Annotated in this window: 15 protein-coding genes; 14 read left to right on the forward strand and 1 reads right to left on the reverse strand. The window is 62.6% G+C overall.

Annotation, left to right across the window (positions count from 1 at the left end):
• Window positions 1–8: 8 nt before the first annotated feature.
• The 13 genes from FAZ69_RS08235 to pilV are packed head-to-tail and all read left to right on the forward strand — an operon-like array spanning window position 9 to window position 13,112.
• On the forward strand, window positions 9–872 hold the full coding sequence (locus FAZ69_RS08235) for a type IV secretory system conjugative DNA transfer family protein (protein ID WP_136893458.1): 864 nt from the start codon (window positions 9–11) through the stop codon (window positions 870–872).
• Window positions 872–2,053, forward strand: a complete 1,182-nt coding sequence (locus tag FAZ69_RS08240) for an ATPase, T2SS/T4P/T4SS family (protein WP_136893459.1) — start codon at window positions 872–874, stop codon at window positions 2,051–2,053. Before FAZ69_RS08235 ends, FAZ69_RS08240 begins: the two co-directional genes overlap by 1 nt.
• Window positions 2,054–2,070: 17 nt before the next feature.
• Window positions 2,071–2,328 carry an IcmT/TraK family protein gene (icmT, locus tag FAZ69_RS34435; RefSeq protein ID WP_206171180.1) on the forward strand — a complete coding sequence of 86 codons (258 nt, stop codon included), beginning with the start codon at window positions 2,071–2,073 and terminating at the stop codon, window positions 2,326–2,328.
• Window positions 2,329–2,381: 53 nt separating this feature from the next.
• Window positions 2,382–3,176, forward strand: coding sequence for a TcpQ domain-containing protein (locus FAZ69_RS08245; protein ID WP_136893460.1), 795 nt, complete (start codon window positions 2,382–2,384; stop codon window positions 3,174–3,176).
• Between the two features lie 39 nt (window positions 3,177–3,215).
• A complete protein-coding gene (locus FAZ69_RS08250) occupies window positions 3,216–4,901 on the forward strand; it encodes a secretin GspD/PilQ domain-containing protein (protein WP_136893461.1) in 1,686 nt (561 codons plus the stop codon).
• A gap of 15 nt (window positions 4,902–4,916) precedes the next feature.
• Window positions 4,917–5,561 (forward strand): type IV pilus biogenesis protein PilP, encoded by a 645-nt coding sequence (pilP, locus tag FAZ69_RS08255; RefSeq protein ID WP_136893462.1) that lies wholly within the window; start codon window positions 4,917–4,919, stop codon window positions 5,559–5,561.
• 27 nt (window positions 5,562–5,588) lie between these two features.
• The gene (gene pilO2, locus FAZ69_RS08260) at window positions 5,589–6,893 is read left to right on the forward strand and encodes a type 4b pilus protein PilO2 (RefSeq protein WP_136893463.1); all 1,305 of its coding nucleotides are present in this window, start codon (window positions 5,589–5,591) and stop codon (window positions 6,891–6,893) included.
• 16 nt (window positions 6,894–6,909) lie between these two features.
• The gene (locus FAZ69_RS08265) at window positions 6,910–8,538 is read left to right on the forward strand and encodes an ATPase, T2SS/T4P/T4SS family (RefSeq protein WP_169708592.1); all 1,629 of its coding nucleotides are present in this window, start codon (window positions 6,910–6,912) and stop codon (window positions 8,536–8,538) included.
• A complete protein-coding gene (locus FAZ69_RS08270; RefSeq protein ID WP_136893465.1) occupies window positions 8,531–9,721 on the forward strand; it encodes a type II secretion system F family protein in 1,191 nt (396 codons plus the stop codon). Before FAZ69_RS08265 ends, FAZ69_RS08270 begins: the two co-directional genes overlap by 8 nt.
• Window positions 9,722–9,778: 57 nt before the next feature.
• Window positions 9,779–10,264 (forward strand): type 4 pilus major pilin, encoded by a 486-nt coding sequence (locus FAZ69_RS08275; RefSeq protein WP_136893466.1) that lies wholly within the window; start codon window positions 9,779–9,781, stop codon window positions 10,262–10,264.
• 20 nt (window positions 10,265–10,284) lie between these two features.
• Window positions 10,285–11,334 carry an ATPase, T2SS/T4P/T4SS family gene (locus FAZ69_RS08280; protein ID WP_136893467.1) on the forward strand — a complete coding sequence of 350 codons (1,050 nt, stop codon included), beginning with the start codon at window positions 10,285–10,287 and terminating at the stop codon, window positions 11,332–11,334.
• A gap of 6 nt (window positions 11,335–11,340) precedes the next feature.
• A complete protein-coding gene (pilM, locus tag FAZ69_RS08285) occupies window positions 11,341–11,826 on the forward strand; it encodes a type IV pilus biogenesis protein PilM (protein WP_136893468.1) in 486 nt (161 codons plus the stop codon).
• Between the two features lie 2 nt (window positions 11,827–11,828).
• Entirely contained in the window at window positions 11,829–13,112 is a 1,284-nt protein-coding gene (gene pilV / locus FAZ69_RS08290) for a shufflon system plasmid conjugative transfer pilus tip adhesin PilV (RefSeq protein WP_136893469.1), read from the forward strand.
• A 253-nt stretch (window positions 13,113–13,365) separates the two neighbouring features.
• Here the strand turns inward: pilV and FAZ69_RS08295 are convergent, their stop codons facing one another.
• Window positions 13,366–13,764: a prepilin, shufflon protein A gene (locus FAZ69_RS08295; protein WP_136893470.1), complete on the reverse strand. Its 399-nt coding sequence runs from the start codon at window positions 13,762–13,764 to the stop codon at window positions 13,366–13,368.
• Window positions 13,765–13,803: 39 nt separating this feature from the next.
• Between FAZ69_RS08295 and FAZ69_RS08300 the strand changes: the two genes are divergently transcribed.
• The gene (locus FAZ69_RS08300; RefSeq protein ID WP_169708593.1) at window positions 13,804–14,529 is read left to right on the forward strand and encodes a lytic transglycosylase domain-containing protein; all 726 of its coding nucleotides are present in this window, start codon (window positions 13,804–13,806) and stop codon (window positions 14,527–14,529) included.
• Window positions 14,530–15,090 lie beyond the last annotated feature (561 nt).

Genomic DNA, 15,090 nt, shown 5'->3' on the forward strand with positions numbered 1-15,090 from the left:
GGTGTTGCATGCCGATCGATACCGTTTCCCTTGACGCGCTGCAGAGCCTGAATCAGCCCGCCATCGTCCAGAGCGCGGCCGCAGGCCCCGGGACCCATTCGCTCGGCAACATCCGGCTCGACGCCGTGCGCGATGCGGCTTTCGGGTTGGGCGCGCGCGGCGGCCTCATCGACGAAACGCGCATGATCCAGTCCGAACTCAAGACGCGCGCGAGAGAGTACGACACCGTGTACGACTTTGCGCATCTGATGATCCAGGGGCGCGTCGTGCCCCCGGTCCTCACGCAGGAGAGGGATCTGTACACCCTGAAGGGCATGGATACGATCCGCATTGCGCAGCAGGATTGGACAATCTTCTCGCAGGCGCGCTTCACGTCGCGCCCGCCGACCTGGCGGGAGTACCTGATGGCTGACCCCGGCCCGCTGGCGATGCCCGCTGCGGAACTGCTGCCGACCAGCGACAACGAGCGCGAGATCTGGAAAAAGGCGGTGGCCGCCGGTTGGCAGGCCGGGATTCAACAGGCCGACGAGAGCTTCAAGATCAATGCGAACCGGCTGACGCGCGACTATCGCGGGATGGTGAACTACCACATCCTCGCGCTGAAGAAGATGGTCACGCTGCCGATCGTGGCCCAGATGGACATGCCGCTCAATTCTCGCGGGGACTCGATGAGCATGGGTGAAACAGTGCTGCGCCTGACGGCCCTGCCGTCTTTCGACACCAATATGAAGAAGTGGCAGCCGCTTTCCGGGGAGGTCGACCGCCTGCAGGCCCCGGGCGATGGGTCGCCGGCGCCTTCGCCGAGCCCGGATGGCGTGACGCTCACGCCTGTGCTGAACGCCGGCGACGCCGGCTCGGCGGGGGGGAACTGATGGTATGGCGTAGCGATGCCGAGCTCATCGTGCCTCGGACGGCATGGCGCGAGCCGATCATCTTCGGGCACCGGGATCATCTGCAGGACATGATGCGCGAGGTGGTTGCGCAGGGGGCCAGCGAAACGATCCTGCAGCCCGGCGAGCCGGTGATCCTGGAAATCGACGGCGAATTCCGTCAGCTGACCGAGCGGCAGCTGGATCAGGGCGAGGTCCAGCAAATCATCAACTGGGCGACCGACAACGACAAGGCGTCCAGCCTGCTCATCCAGGGGCAGGAGATCAAGGCCTCGTACGTGGTCAAGGACCCGGTCGAGCGCGATGCGCGCGGCGAGAAGAAGAAGACGCGCTTTCGGGTGGCCGCCGGCCGGGGCGAGGTCAACGGGGAGATGGCCTACCAGATCCTCATGCGGAAGATCGATTCGGAGCCTGCGCGCCTTACCGAAGGCGAGCTGCCGGTCGAGCTGCTCGAAGCGGTCACGCCGCGCAACGGGATCATCTGGCTTTCGGGCCCGACGGGCTCGGGCAAGACCACTTTCTTCTCCGCGATCTGCCGGCACATCCTCGAGCAGCGCACGCCGATTCGCGGAAACATCGTCTTTATCGAAGAGCCGATCGAGCAGACCTACGACGGCATTCCGTGCTCGCACAGCATCGTGTTCCAGATGGAGGTCGGCCGCGACGTGCCGACGTGGGAGCAGGGCGTGCGGCAGCTGATGCGCCGTCGTCCCAAGCTGATCGTGATCGGCGAAACGCAGAGCCGGGTGACGGCGGAAGCGGCGATGGCCGCTGCGCTGACCGGCCACCCGGTCTTCACGACGCTGCACTGTAACGACGTCGCGTCCATGCCGTCGCGGATCCTGTCGTTCTTCGACGACTCCGTCAAGCAGCAGATGCTCTACGACTGGGTGACCACGGCGCGCGTGCTCTTCAATCAGATGCTGGTTCCGCGCAAAGGCGGCGGCCGCCGCGTCGTCTTGCGCGAGTTCCTGATCATGACGGAAGAGCTGCGCCAGGAGCTCCTGGATATCGCCGACCCGGGCGCGCTCACGCTGCGCCTGAAGCGCGCGGTGGAAGAGGAGGGTTGCTCGATGGCGCAGGCCGCTGTGAGTGCGCATTCCGCGGGGCTGATCGACGACGAAACCCTGGCGCGCTACACGCGCGCCCGCACGACGCACTGATCGATTCCGGGGGAGTCATGGCCGATAGCCACTGGCGGCATACCGCCAACGTTACCAGCATCAGTATTTTCGGTTTCACGAAGCTGGATGCGCGCGCATTTGTACCATTTCCATTTTTGCTCGTAGTGAAGTCGTGGTATTTGGTCATCTTAGGAATCATTTTTTTAGTTTTTTTTGGTATTATTTCGCGCAAAGGCTATCCGTTCTCCACGTTTCGGCGAAAGATCCGAACGATGTTGACGGGCCCGACCAAAACCGTTCGGCGAATTCGCTAGAAAGGCGCGGCCCAGTGCGGCGGCGACTGGCACAACAGGCAGAAAGGGAAAACATGAAGAGAGGATTTCTCAAGGCTGCAGCGGTCACGTTCGCCGCGCAGTGCGCGAACCTGCCCGCGGCGCATGCCGGGTTCGAAATCGATCCGTCGTTGCAGGTTGCGCTCAACAACGCGAGGCATCAGGCATCCGGCAGCGCGTCGTCGCAAAGCGCCTCTTCTTCTGCTGCTCCGGTTGCGGCGTCCGCCATGGTCGGCGGGGCAATTCCCGGCGATGCCGTCATGAGCACGCCGCTTGCCGCGCCCTCGGAGGCATGGAACACGAAGCTGCAAGGGTTTGCGCGCAACGAACCGTTGCGGCAGGCCCTTTCCCATACGGTCCCCGCAGGCGGTCAACTGGTCGTGAACGGCACGCTGCCGGACAAGCGCGTCTCCTGGGATGGCGGGTCGGCCGATTCGCGCATGACGGTCGCCCGCAAGATGCTGGCCGACGCGGATATCGAAGGCCGATTCGACGGCAGCAACCTGATCGTCGGCAGCCTCCCCGCTGTTTCCCAGGCGTCGGGGGAGGCGGCGCCCGTCGCGCCGACGAAGGAGATCTGGATCATCCGCCAGGGCTACCCGATCGGGCAGGAGCTCAAGGGCTGGGCCAAGCGCGCGGGCTGGAACGTGGTCTGGGGTCTGCAGCGCGACGTGATTGCGCCGACGACGACCACGTTCACGGGAGATTTCGCGAGCGCTGCGGCCGAAGTCGTGCGCACGCTTGCGGAAAACGGTGCGCTGATCCATGCGCAACTCTTCGACGGCAATCACACCCTGGTCGTGCAAGGGCCGGGCGTCGCGCCGCAATAGCGGCCAGTGCGAACGAGCACATACGGGAAGGAGCTACACGTGAAAATCTTCAACGGCCTTGCGCGCCTGGACGCGCATCGATATCGATTGCCGGGCCGACTGATGCTTGCCGCTCTGGCTGCAGTGGCCGTGGCCGGATGCGCGCAAATCAAGGATGCGGACGATACCGTCTCGCACGCAAGGCATACCGTGGAGTCCGAGCAAGCGAAGGCGCAGGTTGCGCAGCCGGTCGTTTCGCGCACGTCCGCGTCGTGGCTGCTCGGCGAGTCGGTCCAGGTGGACCCGGAGCTGTCGCCGATTCTCCTGAGACAGCTCGCATGGCAACCGCAGCATAAGGTCTCGCTCGCCGAGCTGGTTGCGTACATCACGCAGCAAGTCGGCTTGCCGGTCGATATCTCCGAAGTGCAGCACGTCGGCGGGACCAGCGTTGCGGACCTGGTCGGCGCGCCGTCGACGAGCCCATCGACGGGCGCGCAGCTGCCGTTGCCTCCGGCGACGCTGACCGCCGCGCTGTCGAATGCCCACGAGGGAGCCAAGACGCTGCCGCTGATGGACGTGTCGTATCAGGGGAACGTCAAGGGGCTGCTCGATTTCGCGGCGAACGAGGAAGGCCTGTGGTGGAAGATGGACGATGGCGCCGTGGAGTTCTACCGCACCATCACCAAGACGTTCTACATCCCCGCGATCAACCGCAAGTCGAACGGCTCCAACACGATCGTCGCGCAATCCGGCCCGGGCAGCCTGAACAGCAGCTCGGGCACGGGAACGAGCAGCAGCTCGAGCGGCTCGACGACCGGCAGCTCGAATGCCGCCGACACCTATGAAGTCGATGTCTGGAAGACGATCGCGGCCACGGCCAAGACGGTTGCCGGTTCGAGCGGCGGCGGCGCCGCGGAAGTCTCGGCCGAACCTTCGCTCGGAAGCATCACCGTCACGGGTTCGCCGACGCAGGTCAAGAACGTGGAAGCATGGGCCAAGGGTCTCGCCGACAAGCTGAGCCAGCAGGTGATGATCTCGGTTTCCTTGTACTCGGTGGATCTCTCGAACGAAGACAACTACTCGTGGAATCCCAGCGTCATCTACAACAAGTTGTCGAACATGTACGGCCTGTCGCTCGCGGGTCCGGGCGTTCCGGTGATCACGGGCAGCCTGAGCCCGATGGTCATCTCGGCGACGGCAGGCACATCGTCGAGCTTGGACGGATCGAAACTCGCGGTGAATGCGCTGTCGACGCTCGGCCACGTCGCTGAGACCGTGACGCAATCGGTCGTGACCTTGAACGGTCAGCCCGCGCCGATGCAGATCGCCAACGAAGTCACCTATCTGGCGTCGAGCGGATCGACGATTTCCGCGAACGTGGGCTCCACGTCGACGCTGACGCCCGGCGTCGTCACGACCGGCTTCACGGCGACCTTCCTCCCGCAAGTCGTGAACGGCCGGATTCTGCTTTCCATGGACATGACGAACTCCGTCCTCAACCGCATCGATACGGCGACGAGCAACGGCTCGAGCATCCAGACGCCGAACGTCTCGAGCACCACGTTCCAGCAAAGCGTATCGCTGACGCCCGGCTCGGCGCTGATGCTGGCCGGCCTCCAACAGGACAACGCCAGCGTCAATCACAGCGGCGTGGGCTCGCCCAGCAACTTCCTGCTGGGCGGCGGTGTCGACGGCTCGCGTCAGAAGAAGCTGATCGCCATCGTCATCACGGCACGCGTGCTTTAAAGGAGACGATCGTTCATGAAAATCCGTTTCAGCATGGGGCGTGTCCGGGCGGCGGCATGCGCTGTCGCTGCGCTCTCGATGTCGGCGGGCGCCGCTTTCGCGGCGACTGCGGCGGGCATCGACACGGCGTCGAGCGCGCCGGCGGTTGCCTCGGGCGCGAGCGCCTATCAAGCGCCGACCTGGTCGACCTACTACGGCTCGGTGGACGCGATTCGAGCCGATACCCAAAAGGCGCAGGCCGAGCTCGAAAACCTGCAGATACACCATCAGCTCGACGAAGCGCGCCGCGGCAATTTCCAGCAGAACGGCGGCGCCGCCGCGCCGAGCACCCCGGCAATTCCGGCGTTGACCGTGGGCCAGCAGCCGGCGCCGGCGGCGCGTGATCCCCTGGTCCAGCAGGTGAGCATGGTCGACGGCCGCTGGACCGCCGTCATCCAGCTTTCATCGGGCGCGCGCGTGACCGTTCATCAGGGGGAGTCCGTCCGGGGACTCGGGAAGATCGCGAGTATCGCGCTCGGCCAGGTGATGGTCAGCCAAGGCGACAAGGTGACGGCCCTGCAGTTCGCGGGTGATGGCGCGCAAGACGCTGCGCCGCAGACGAACCCTTCGCTGGCTCGCCCGATGGCGGGGCCGATGTCCATGCCGATGGGCATGCACTGAGTCCACGGGCTCCCAGACAAGACAATCATGGTTGAACCGACTTTTTCCGGTGAATACTACGGCGCGTCGAGCGCCGGCGATCTGCCGTCCGTAGGACGAACGGAAATCGTGACGATCGGCCGCAGGAAATGGCTGATCGGCATGCGTTGGCGCTCGTACGAAGTGTTGCCGGAGCGTGCCGAACTCGTCGAAGAAGCGGAAACCATGCACACGGACTGGATTGCGCGCCGCGTGGGCGACGAGGCGATCCAGGTCGGTTTCTGCGCAGCGGTCAGCAATGGCTGGCCGAACAAGATCTACAGCCTGGCCGCTCTGCTTGCGGACTCTCACAAGGTGCCGTGGGCCGGGGCATTCGAGCTCGGCAATGGGCTGTGGTGGTATGTCGCCGTTCGCGACAACTACGGGATGATGCCCGACGGCGATGTCGTCGGCACCTACGACGACATTCAGCGTGCTCGCCAGGAGCACTCGTCGCTAGAGGACTTCAACCACGTCAACGGCACGCGCGAGCAGCTGGAGGATCTGGTTGCGCGTGCGAAGGCCAAGCGCACGCCGGTGGAGTCGCTGAGCACGTCGCGATTTTCTCCCTCGGTGATGCTTGGCTGCGCGGGGGTCATGGTATGTGCCGCCGGCGCCTATTTCGGCTACCAGTACTACGAACACGTTCAAGAGTTGAAGCGCCAGGCGCTGGTGCGTCTGCAAATTCAGGTGAACGCGCGCAAGGCGCAGGAAGCCGCCGCTCCGAGCGCCGGCAAGATTCTTCGCTCGCTGCCGGACCCGGCCGTCTGGCTCGATGCCTGCCGCAACGCGGTCTACGGCCAGCCGCTCTGGCTGCATGGGTGGCAGCTCGCCGCGCAACACTGCGTCGGTCCGCAGCTCATGGTGACGTGGAAGCGCGGTCCCGGCGCGACGATTGCGTACGCGCCTCCGGGGGCCGTTTCCGAAGACGGGAACGGCGTGACGCAGGTGATTCCGCTGCCGCTGCCGCAAGGGGTGCCGGGCACCGACGACGCGGTGCCGATCCGCGAAGCGCGCACCAGGCTGATTCTATGGGCTCAGGAACACGGCATCGAGGTCAGGATGAGCGGTGTTCCCGTTGCGCCGAAGCAAAGCGAGGTGGCGACGGTGGCGGCCGCCGCGTTGGGTACGAGTACGCCCGAGCCGGTGCCATCGATTCAACTTTCCTTCTCCGTTCCCGCCGCGCCGTTCGCACTGGACTTCAGCAGCGTGCCGGGTCTCCGTTTGAACGAAGTGAGCATCGACGACGTCACCGCAAGGGCGAGCGACACGTCGAGCGGATGGAAAATTTCGGGGGTAGTGTATGGACGCTAGAGGTGAATCGAGCAGCGTGCGCAACAAACTCATTGCGCCGCCGGAAAAGATCGCGACGCAGATCGCCTTCGATATCGTGGCGATGACGGTGTACGTCGCGAAGCAGACATCCATGAGTCCGCTGTACCTGACATGGTTGGAGCGCAACAGAAGCGCAGGCATACGGCTCAAGCAGGAGATCGTCGACCTGGCCCAGGTCATGGAAATGCGTGACAAACAGGGGCTTCGCTACGCCGAGCGCGAAACGCATCAGGAAGGCTTCGAGAATCGAGCCGAAGCGCTTGAATTGCTCGAGTGCGCGGCCTACTACCGCGCCTCCGACATCCACTTCCTTCTGCGCGGCCATCACGCGGTCGTGCAGTTGACCGTCAACAACGACCTTCGGCACTTCCGCGAGTATCACCAGGACAAGGCGCTGCTGCTCGTGCGCGCGATCTGGCAGGGCCTCGTGACGACGGGCGATTCGCAGTGGCGCGATCACGAGCGCCAGAACGCGCAGGTCACGGGCGAGAAGCTCAATCCGGACACGGGCGTGACGTCGATTCGTATCGTGCGCGGCCCGATGTTCCCGGCCGCGCAGGGCGGCCAGTTCATGGTGCTGCGCTTGCAGTATTCGAATACCGTTCGGGCCGAGCGGCGCGCGGGCCTGCCGGTGCTGAAGTTTCCGTCTGCGCCGCGCGGTGAATTTCTGCTCCCGAAAATGGGCTTTACCGAGCAGAACGTCGCCAAGCTCAAGCACATCATGTCGATGCCGGACGGCATCCTGATCGTCACCGGCCCGACGGGGGCCGGCAAGTCGACCACCGACTACGAATTGCGCAAGGAAGAGGCGCGCGTGCGTCCCTACCTCAAGCAAATCATGATCGCGGACCCGATCGAGTTTCCGGAGGATTGGTCCACGCAGCTTCCGGTGACGAACGCGCTGGACAAGGCTGCCACCGCAGAGCAGTTCGCGGAGGCGATGGCGGCCGCGCTGCGGATGGCGCCCAAGATCATTTCCCCCGGTGAAATCCGCGGCGCCGAAGTCGCCCTGATGGCATTCGAAGCCTCGACGACGGGCCACAAGGTCACGACGACCTTGCACGTATCCGACGCATTCCTGTGGCCGGACCGTCTCGAACTGATGGACATCATGAAGCTCAAGCGCACGATGTTCTGCGATCCGAAGATCGTGCGCGGCGTGGTTGCGCAGCGCCTCTTGAGCCCGCTGTGCCCGCATTGCCGCGTGCGCTCGGAAGATGCGCCGGGGCGCGTGAGCGACTCGGTCATGGCTGCGCTGGCAACGTGGTCGAAGGATGGCGACCTGGGTCAGATCTACGTGCGGGGCGAGGGCTGCGAGCACTGCAACCAGGAAGGCATCGGAAGCCGGTTCGGGATCATGGAAGTGGTCGTGACCGATGCCAAGCTCATGGCCGACTTCATTCACCGGGGAACCGCGATTGCGCGGCGCAACTACCACCGTCGCCCCGATGCGGACCCGCCGCTTCTGGAAACAGCCATCCGGCATGTCCTCGCGGGCCGCGTGGATCCGAACCATGTCCAGGAAATGGTGGATGTGATCGTGCCGAAGGACATGTTCCACGACGTCGTGGATATCAGCCAATACGGAATCGACCGGCCGGCCCTGGAGGTGGTCAATGGCTAACGAAGGCGGTTTGCTCGCCCGCGTGCTGAGCGCCATGGGGCGGCGCGCCGCGGCGCCTCAGAAAAAACAGACGCTGACCCGAAAGCGCACCGGATGGTGGGGAAAGCTCTCGGACGCGGCCGACCGCAAGGCGTTCGACTGGAAGACGCGTGAAGCGCTGTATATGCACCTGTCGACGCAGGTGGAAAACGGCGTGTCGGTCGAAGCCGCGCTGGACGGCTTTGCCGACATCCTGCGCAAGCGCAGGCGCAGGAGCAGCCAGGCGCTCGTCGAGAACGTCTCCCGCCGCATGCGCGAAGGCCTGCCGCTGCGCCGCGCGATCGCGATCGCGATTCCGCGCGAAGAGGCCGCGGTGATCGCGGGCGGTGAAATGTCCGGGAAGCTGGGTATCGCGCTCGACTTGATCGTCGAATCGCATGATCGAGTCGAATCGGTCATGCGTGCCTACAAGGGGGCCGCTGTCCGGCCGATCATGTATCTCGCCATGACGTACGGCGTGATGTGGGCCGTGGGCGCCTACGTGATGCCGAGCATCGTCCAGGGCCTGCCGGAAAGCAAGGTGCAGGGCATCGGCATCGTCATGTACAAGGCGGCTGATTTCTCGCAGTCCTGGTTGTCGATCGTGCCGCCTCTTCTCTGCGTGGCGATTTTCTATGCGGTGCGCTGGTCGTTTCCGCGTTGGATCGGGCCGAGCCGGATCAAGGCGGAGAAGTATTTCCCGTACTCGTTCTATCGCGACATCGAGGGGTACAAGTGGCTCGCATCGTTTTCCGGCTTGATCGAGGCGGGCATCCCGGATGTGCATGCGCTGGCCCGGCAGATGGAGACGGCGAACCCCTGGCTGCGCGAACGGTTGTGGCATGTCCGCTTCCGGATGACCGAAGGCGGCATGAATCTCGCCGAGGCGCTGGAATCTCGCGGCGCGGGCGGCAAGATGCCGCCCTTCGAGTTCCCCAACCCGGCCATCATCGATCGCATTCGGTCGATCGCGGCCTTCAAGGATTTCCACGACAAAGTAGGAAACCTGACGAGACGCTGGTCGGCTGAAATCGAACGCAATGCGTTGGGGCAAGCCAAGAGAGCGGGCTTTTACGCCGAGATCGCCATGTACGCGCTGATGGGTTTTCTGATGTATGCGATCAACGGTGTCACGACGCAGCTGGGCGCGATCGGCGGCGGCTAAGAACTTTTCCCGAACCCGGGATTTTCTTCAATGCAGCACACAAGACGGAGGTGAGAGATGGATGAAATTATGGGCTCCTGGTTTAAATACCTGGTGCGACTGTTGGGCATTGCCTCTGTGGTGATCATCCTGGTGGCGATCTTCCACAAGAACAAGGCTGAAACCGAGGTGGCGAACCTCACGCAGCTCGCCACCAACATCGCGAACACCTATACGGGCCAGACGGCGTTCTCGAGTATCACGACTGCGATTGCGGCGCAGCTGGCGCCGAGCAACATGGTGACGGGCGCTACGCTGATCAACCAGTGGGGCGGGACGGTGACGGTGGCCGTCAACGCGGCGAATCCGTCGCAGTTCAACATCGTCGAAAACAGCGTGCCGAGCGACGGCTGCGTGGACATGGCGAACAAGGCGACGAACTACGTGACGATGACGCTCAACGGCACGACATACAGCCAGACGAGCCCGCTGGACGCCGGCACGGCCGTGACGGCCTGCAACAGCGCGACGACGCAGACCATCACGTACGTGTACGGCCACTAACCGCGAATCGACACGCCAACGTGAATAGACTGAAGGACATCATCTGGTCGGATCTTTGCGTGTGCGAGGACCCGGCGAATGGCTGGTTCAAGGAAACCCCGGACTCGATGGTGGCATCGCTGCTGCCATTCGACGCGTGGGCTGAAGCGAAGCAGCTTTTTCTCGAGCTCAATCGAGTGTGGGATGAGCGCGGGGCGGGGGCGTCCCGATATGGCTTCCCGATCGTGTGGCCTCCGCAGGACGGCATGCGCTTGCGTGCGAAACGCATTCCGCTTGCGAGCGGCGGACACGTTTTCGTGTGCCGCGCGTTCCGGTTCAAGCCGCGCCGGTTTCACGACATCGGCATGGCGCAGCCGCTTGCCATGAAGCTGTTGTCGCCCGAGATCCGCGGCGGGATCGGCATCTTCCTGGGACGGCCGGGCGCGGGAAAGACGACGACGGCGTGCGCGTATCTGCAAGAGCGCGCGACGCGTCTCGGGGGCGTGGCGTGGACGATCGAGAGTCCCGTCGAGATGGATCTCGAAGGCCGGTACGAAAACGGCTACATCCACCAGCGCGAGGTGGATACGCCCGAGCTGATGGCCGAGGCGGTCAGGGATCTTGCGCGTGCAACGCCGAACGTGCTGTTTGTCGGCGAAGTGCTCGATGACCAGACCGCCGAGATGGTGACGCAGGCCTCGAAAATGGGCTTCCTCGTCTTGTGCACCTATCACGGCGGCGACCTGATCAACGGCATCGAGCGCTTCGCGCGCGCGGCGGGGCGCGGCAGCGTGTCGGCCCAGTTCGTGGAGGCCTTCCGGTTTGCCATCCATATCGATCTGCGTCTCGTGGACACGGGCGGGCGGCCCAAGGCGATCAACGACAGCCTGATCGGATCGCTCTCGACAGGGAGTCCGCCTCGCGTGCTGTCCGCTCGGTCTCTGTTTTGCATGCAAGACGACCATCCGGTTCGAGGCTTCATGAAGAAGGGCGAGTTCGCGCAGCTGTCGAGCGAGATCGATCGGCAGAAACACGATCTCATGAAGCAGCTGGCGGATATGAGGCTCAACCAGGCAGGCCAGACGAGGTGAGATGCGATGCGCTACATGGCCCTTCTCGTGCTGGCATTGCTGACGTCGACGCTGGCCTATCAGAAGGCCACGTTGCAGGCGATTCAGCCAAGCGCGCAGACAGTCTCGGTGAATGCCGCGGCGGCGCAGTTCTTGAGCTACCGCTCGGCTGTGATGGCGTACATGACGGCCAATCCGACCTTCACCGGGACGATTCAGCCGAATCAGTTGAGCGCTTACTCGCCGCAGTATTCCTCGGCATTCGTTTCGACGTACGCCGCGGGCAACGCTGTGACCGTGTCGGGAACGGGGCGCCTCATTACCGCTTACGCGGCTTTGCCGACGGGCGCATTGCAAGCGGTGTTGCTGCAGTCCGGCAATGACGCATCGATTGGCCTGTCGTCGGGCACCACGTGGACGACGGACGCGAATGGCGTGAACACGACACCTGAACCGCTCAATGTCGCCGTCACGGCAGGGGATGTGGTCTCGGTCGTTAAAACAGGAAACTGATCATGAGTGAAGTCCTTGGAGCCCTGTTCGCGATATTGGTCGGGCTGATGTACTACCCGAAGATCGCCAATGGCGTTGCTACGGAGCGCCATACGCAGACGGACGTCACGACGGCGATTCAACAGCAGCAGTGGGTGGCGGCCGTTTCGAATTACGTCACTCAGAATATGACGTCGCTCGAATCGTCAGTGACGACCACACCGACGGTGATACCGGTTGCCACCGTGAAGGCGGCCAACGTGGGTCTGCCGGTTGGATTCACCGGGACGAATCCATTCAACCAGACTTGGACGGCCGCCGTCACTCAGCCCACTGCAGGCAATCTGCAGGTGCTCATCTATACGGTTGGCGGCACGCAGATCAACGACCAGGAGCTCGGGTCGATCGCGCGCTCGGCGAATGGGGTGGGCGGCATGATTCCGACGAACAACTCCGGCGTGTACTCGGGCGGCGCCGCGACCGCCTATGGCGCCTTTGGCGCGTGGCAGGTCTCGACCGCCGCCTATGGCGTCACGGGGGGCAGCCCGGCATCTCTGCTGACCTTCAGCAACGGCGCGTTGACCAGCAACTACCTGTATCGCAACGCCGTGCCAGGGCAGCCGCAGCTCAACACGATGAGCACGAACTTGAACATGGGCGGCAACACGATTACGAATGCGCAACAGATCCAGTTGGCGGCGGGCAATGGCGTGCAGATTGGGAATTCTTACGTGTACGGGGACAGCGCGAATACGGCGCTTCGCCAGAATGGCGCTGTCTATCTCCAGAACACGGCGGGCACAGCAAACGCGGATCTTATTGCTGGAAATATCACCGCTGGGGGGAACGTTTGGGCGGCCGGCTACCTGCATGCACAAGGAGACGTGAGTGCAAACGGGAACGTGTCGGCATCCGGGAACGTGAGTGCAAACGGAAATCTCTGGACAAATCAACAGGTTATCGCCAACGGGACCATCATTTCTTACGCAGGCGCGTCAGCCGGTTCGGGCTGCTCCCAGAATGGGGCGATCGCTAATTCTGGGTCGGGGCCACTATTTTGCCAATCCGGTGTGTGGACGGCGGGTGGAGTTTCCAGCGTGGTCCAAGTGGATTCGGGCGGGTGGAGCGCGACGGGGTATGCCGGCTGTCCCGGCGGATACACGCTGACCGGCGGCAGTTGTGACATGAACCGAGGCGGCGACGGCCGAGAAATTTCCCCACGAATCTGTCAGCCATCAGGAAATGGCTTTTCTTGTGCGGAAAATAACAGCGGAAGTTGTATTGCCCACGCGATTTGCGTCCAATAGCATCGCTTTAGCTTTTAGATGCCAGCGTGGGGCAAATAAGACAACAACGCTGCAGGTTTTACCCGCCAATTTGTGATTCCTCAGTGTTGAGCTATTGAAAGCCTCCTTCAGACCCGCCGCTGAACTGACCGAAACTACAACCGCAATTACGCGCACATCGAGGCGCTGTCCTCACGCGTTAATCGGCACCACATAGCCGACATCGGAAGCACGCCGCCTGCGCACACTCCAAACACCGGATCTATTGGCAAGGTCATTGAAATACGGTAGCCATCACATAAAACGTGCTGTTTGCAGCACCGCAAGCATAAATGTCGGAGAAAATGGTATAGCCGGTATAGGCAGGGACCCAAAACTCGATGGTGGAGACTTTCGCATAGTCCATGTTGTTGTTGATTTCCTGAGCAACCACGCCAAAACCATTGACGCTTCCGACAAGGAAGGTGCCATTATTGCCCGGGCACCCTCCTCCCCAAGCGGTGATCAATTCTGCATTGCTATTGTCATTAGCACCGTTCATACCACCGGTAAAGTTCCCAATGGACTGATAGCTGACATTCCCGACTCCACCTACGGTTTTCCACACACCGGATTGGCAAAGCAGTCCTCTGCGCCGATTTCGCAGCTTTATAATTGCGATTCCTAGTGACATGACTGGATGCGCCTAAAGCGCACCGACAAACCGGAGAGAATGGTCCCAGCCACAGCGTGCATTGCCGAAGCCAGCGATGCATATCACGTCAAGACCGCCGCTATCGAGGCGGTTATTGCCCATGGCCTTCCAGCCGGAGCAGTTAGCGCGGGGCGCGTTGGGCCGATGGCGATCCCGGTGCAATGGCTTCCAGTCTTCGAATTGATGGGGATCAAGAGCGAAGACGTCGTCAACGACGAGTGCCAAAACATCCTTGCGGGCACCTGGATCATGGCCTATATGCAGGCCATCCAGTCGATGCAGGCAACAGAGGCAAACTACGCCTCGGGGCAGTATGCAGTGCGGTTCCCTGCCTGGCTAGAAGCGCGGCGCAAGACGTGGGCGCCGGTTGTGCGGCGGGCCGCTCAATTGACGGGTGTCCCCGCCGCGTTGATTGACGCTGTCATCACGGTCGAGAGCAAATATAACCCTGGCGCACGGTCGGGCAAGAACGCTATCGGAATGATGCAACTGCTCGACACGACGGCTGCATTGGTCGGTGGCGGCGATCCGCGAAACCCTGAAGACAATATCCTGATGGGATCGAAGTACTTGGCGCAACTCGCGACAAAGTTCAATGGGGATCTCGCACTTACCTTAGCCGCATACAACGCAGGCCCAGGTGCGGTAACCAAGCGCGGCTATCGCATCCCGCCATTCCCGGAAACCCAAGCCTACGTCCCGCAGGTCATGGCGCTCTATTCGTACTTGCAGCAGCATCCATAATCGCTTTGCCAATCCGGTGTACGGGTGGGGCTGGAGAATTCACAGCCACGCGCATATGGGAATGCGACAAGTGATGAGACGGTGGGGTCATACAACTGGTGTTATTTGCAGGGCTTTGACAACTCTCAAAACAACGCAGTCGGCTTGTGGGAAGTGTCTATTGTCTCGGACGGTGGCCCGAACAATCGGTATTTTTTTCTGCACAATTCCAAAGGGGGCGGCGCTGGAATTCAGTACGCATGCTTTTGAGCAGACAATTACTTGCCCCGGCGCTTGTCAAATACCGCAATTGGCAAGGCGACCTTGAAACGCCCTGCCATATTGTGTGGTTTCCGGTCAGCAGCATGCGTCAATGGCAACCCAGTCGCCTACGACAGCAGTTGTTGGTAGGAAATCCGCCTTGCCAGAGGGGGGACGGATGCCAGCCCAGACCAACGCATTTCGCCCGAGGCGTTTACCTGAGCGGCTTTTGGTCGCTCAAGCCCGAGAGCGAGCAGCAGCGGACCGGACCGCCCAGGTGGCCATTCACAACCTGCTATGATTTACGCCGCAATTTGAAGC

The organism is Trinickia terrae (assembly GCF_005144415.1).
GTDB lineage: Bacteria > Pseudomonadota > Gammaproteobacteria > Burkholderiales > Burkholderiaceae > Trinickia_A > Trinickia_A terrae.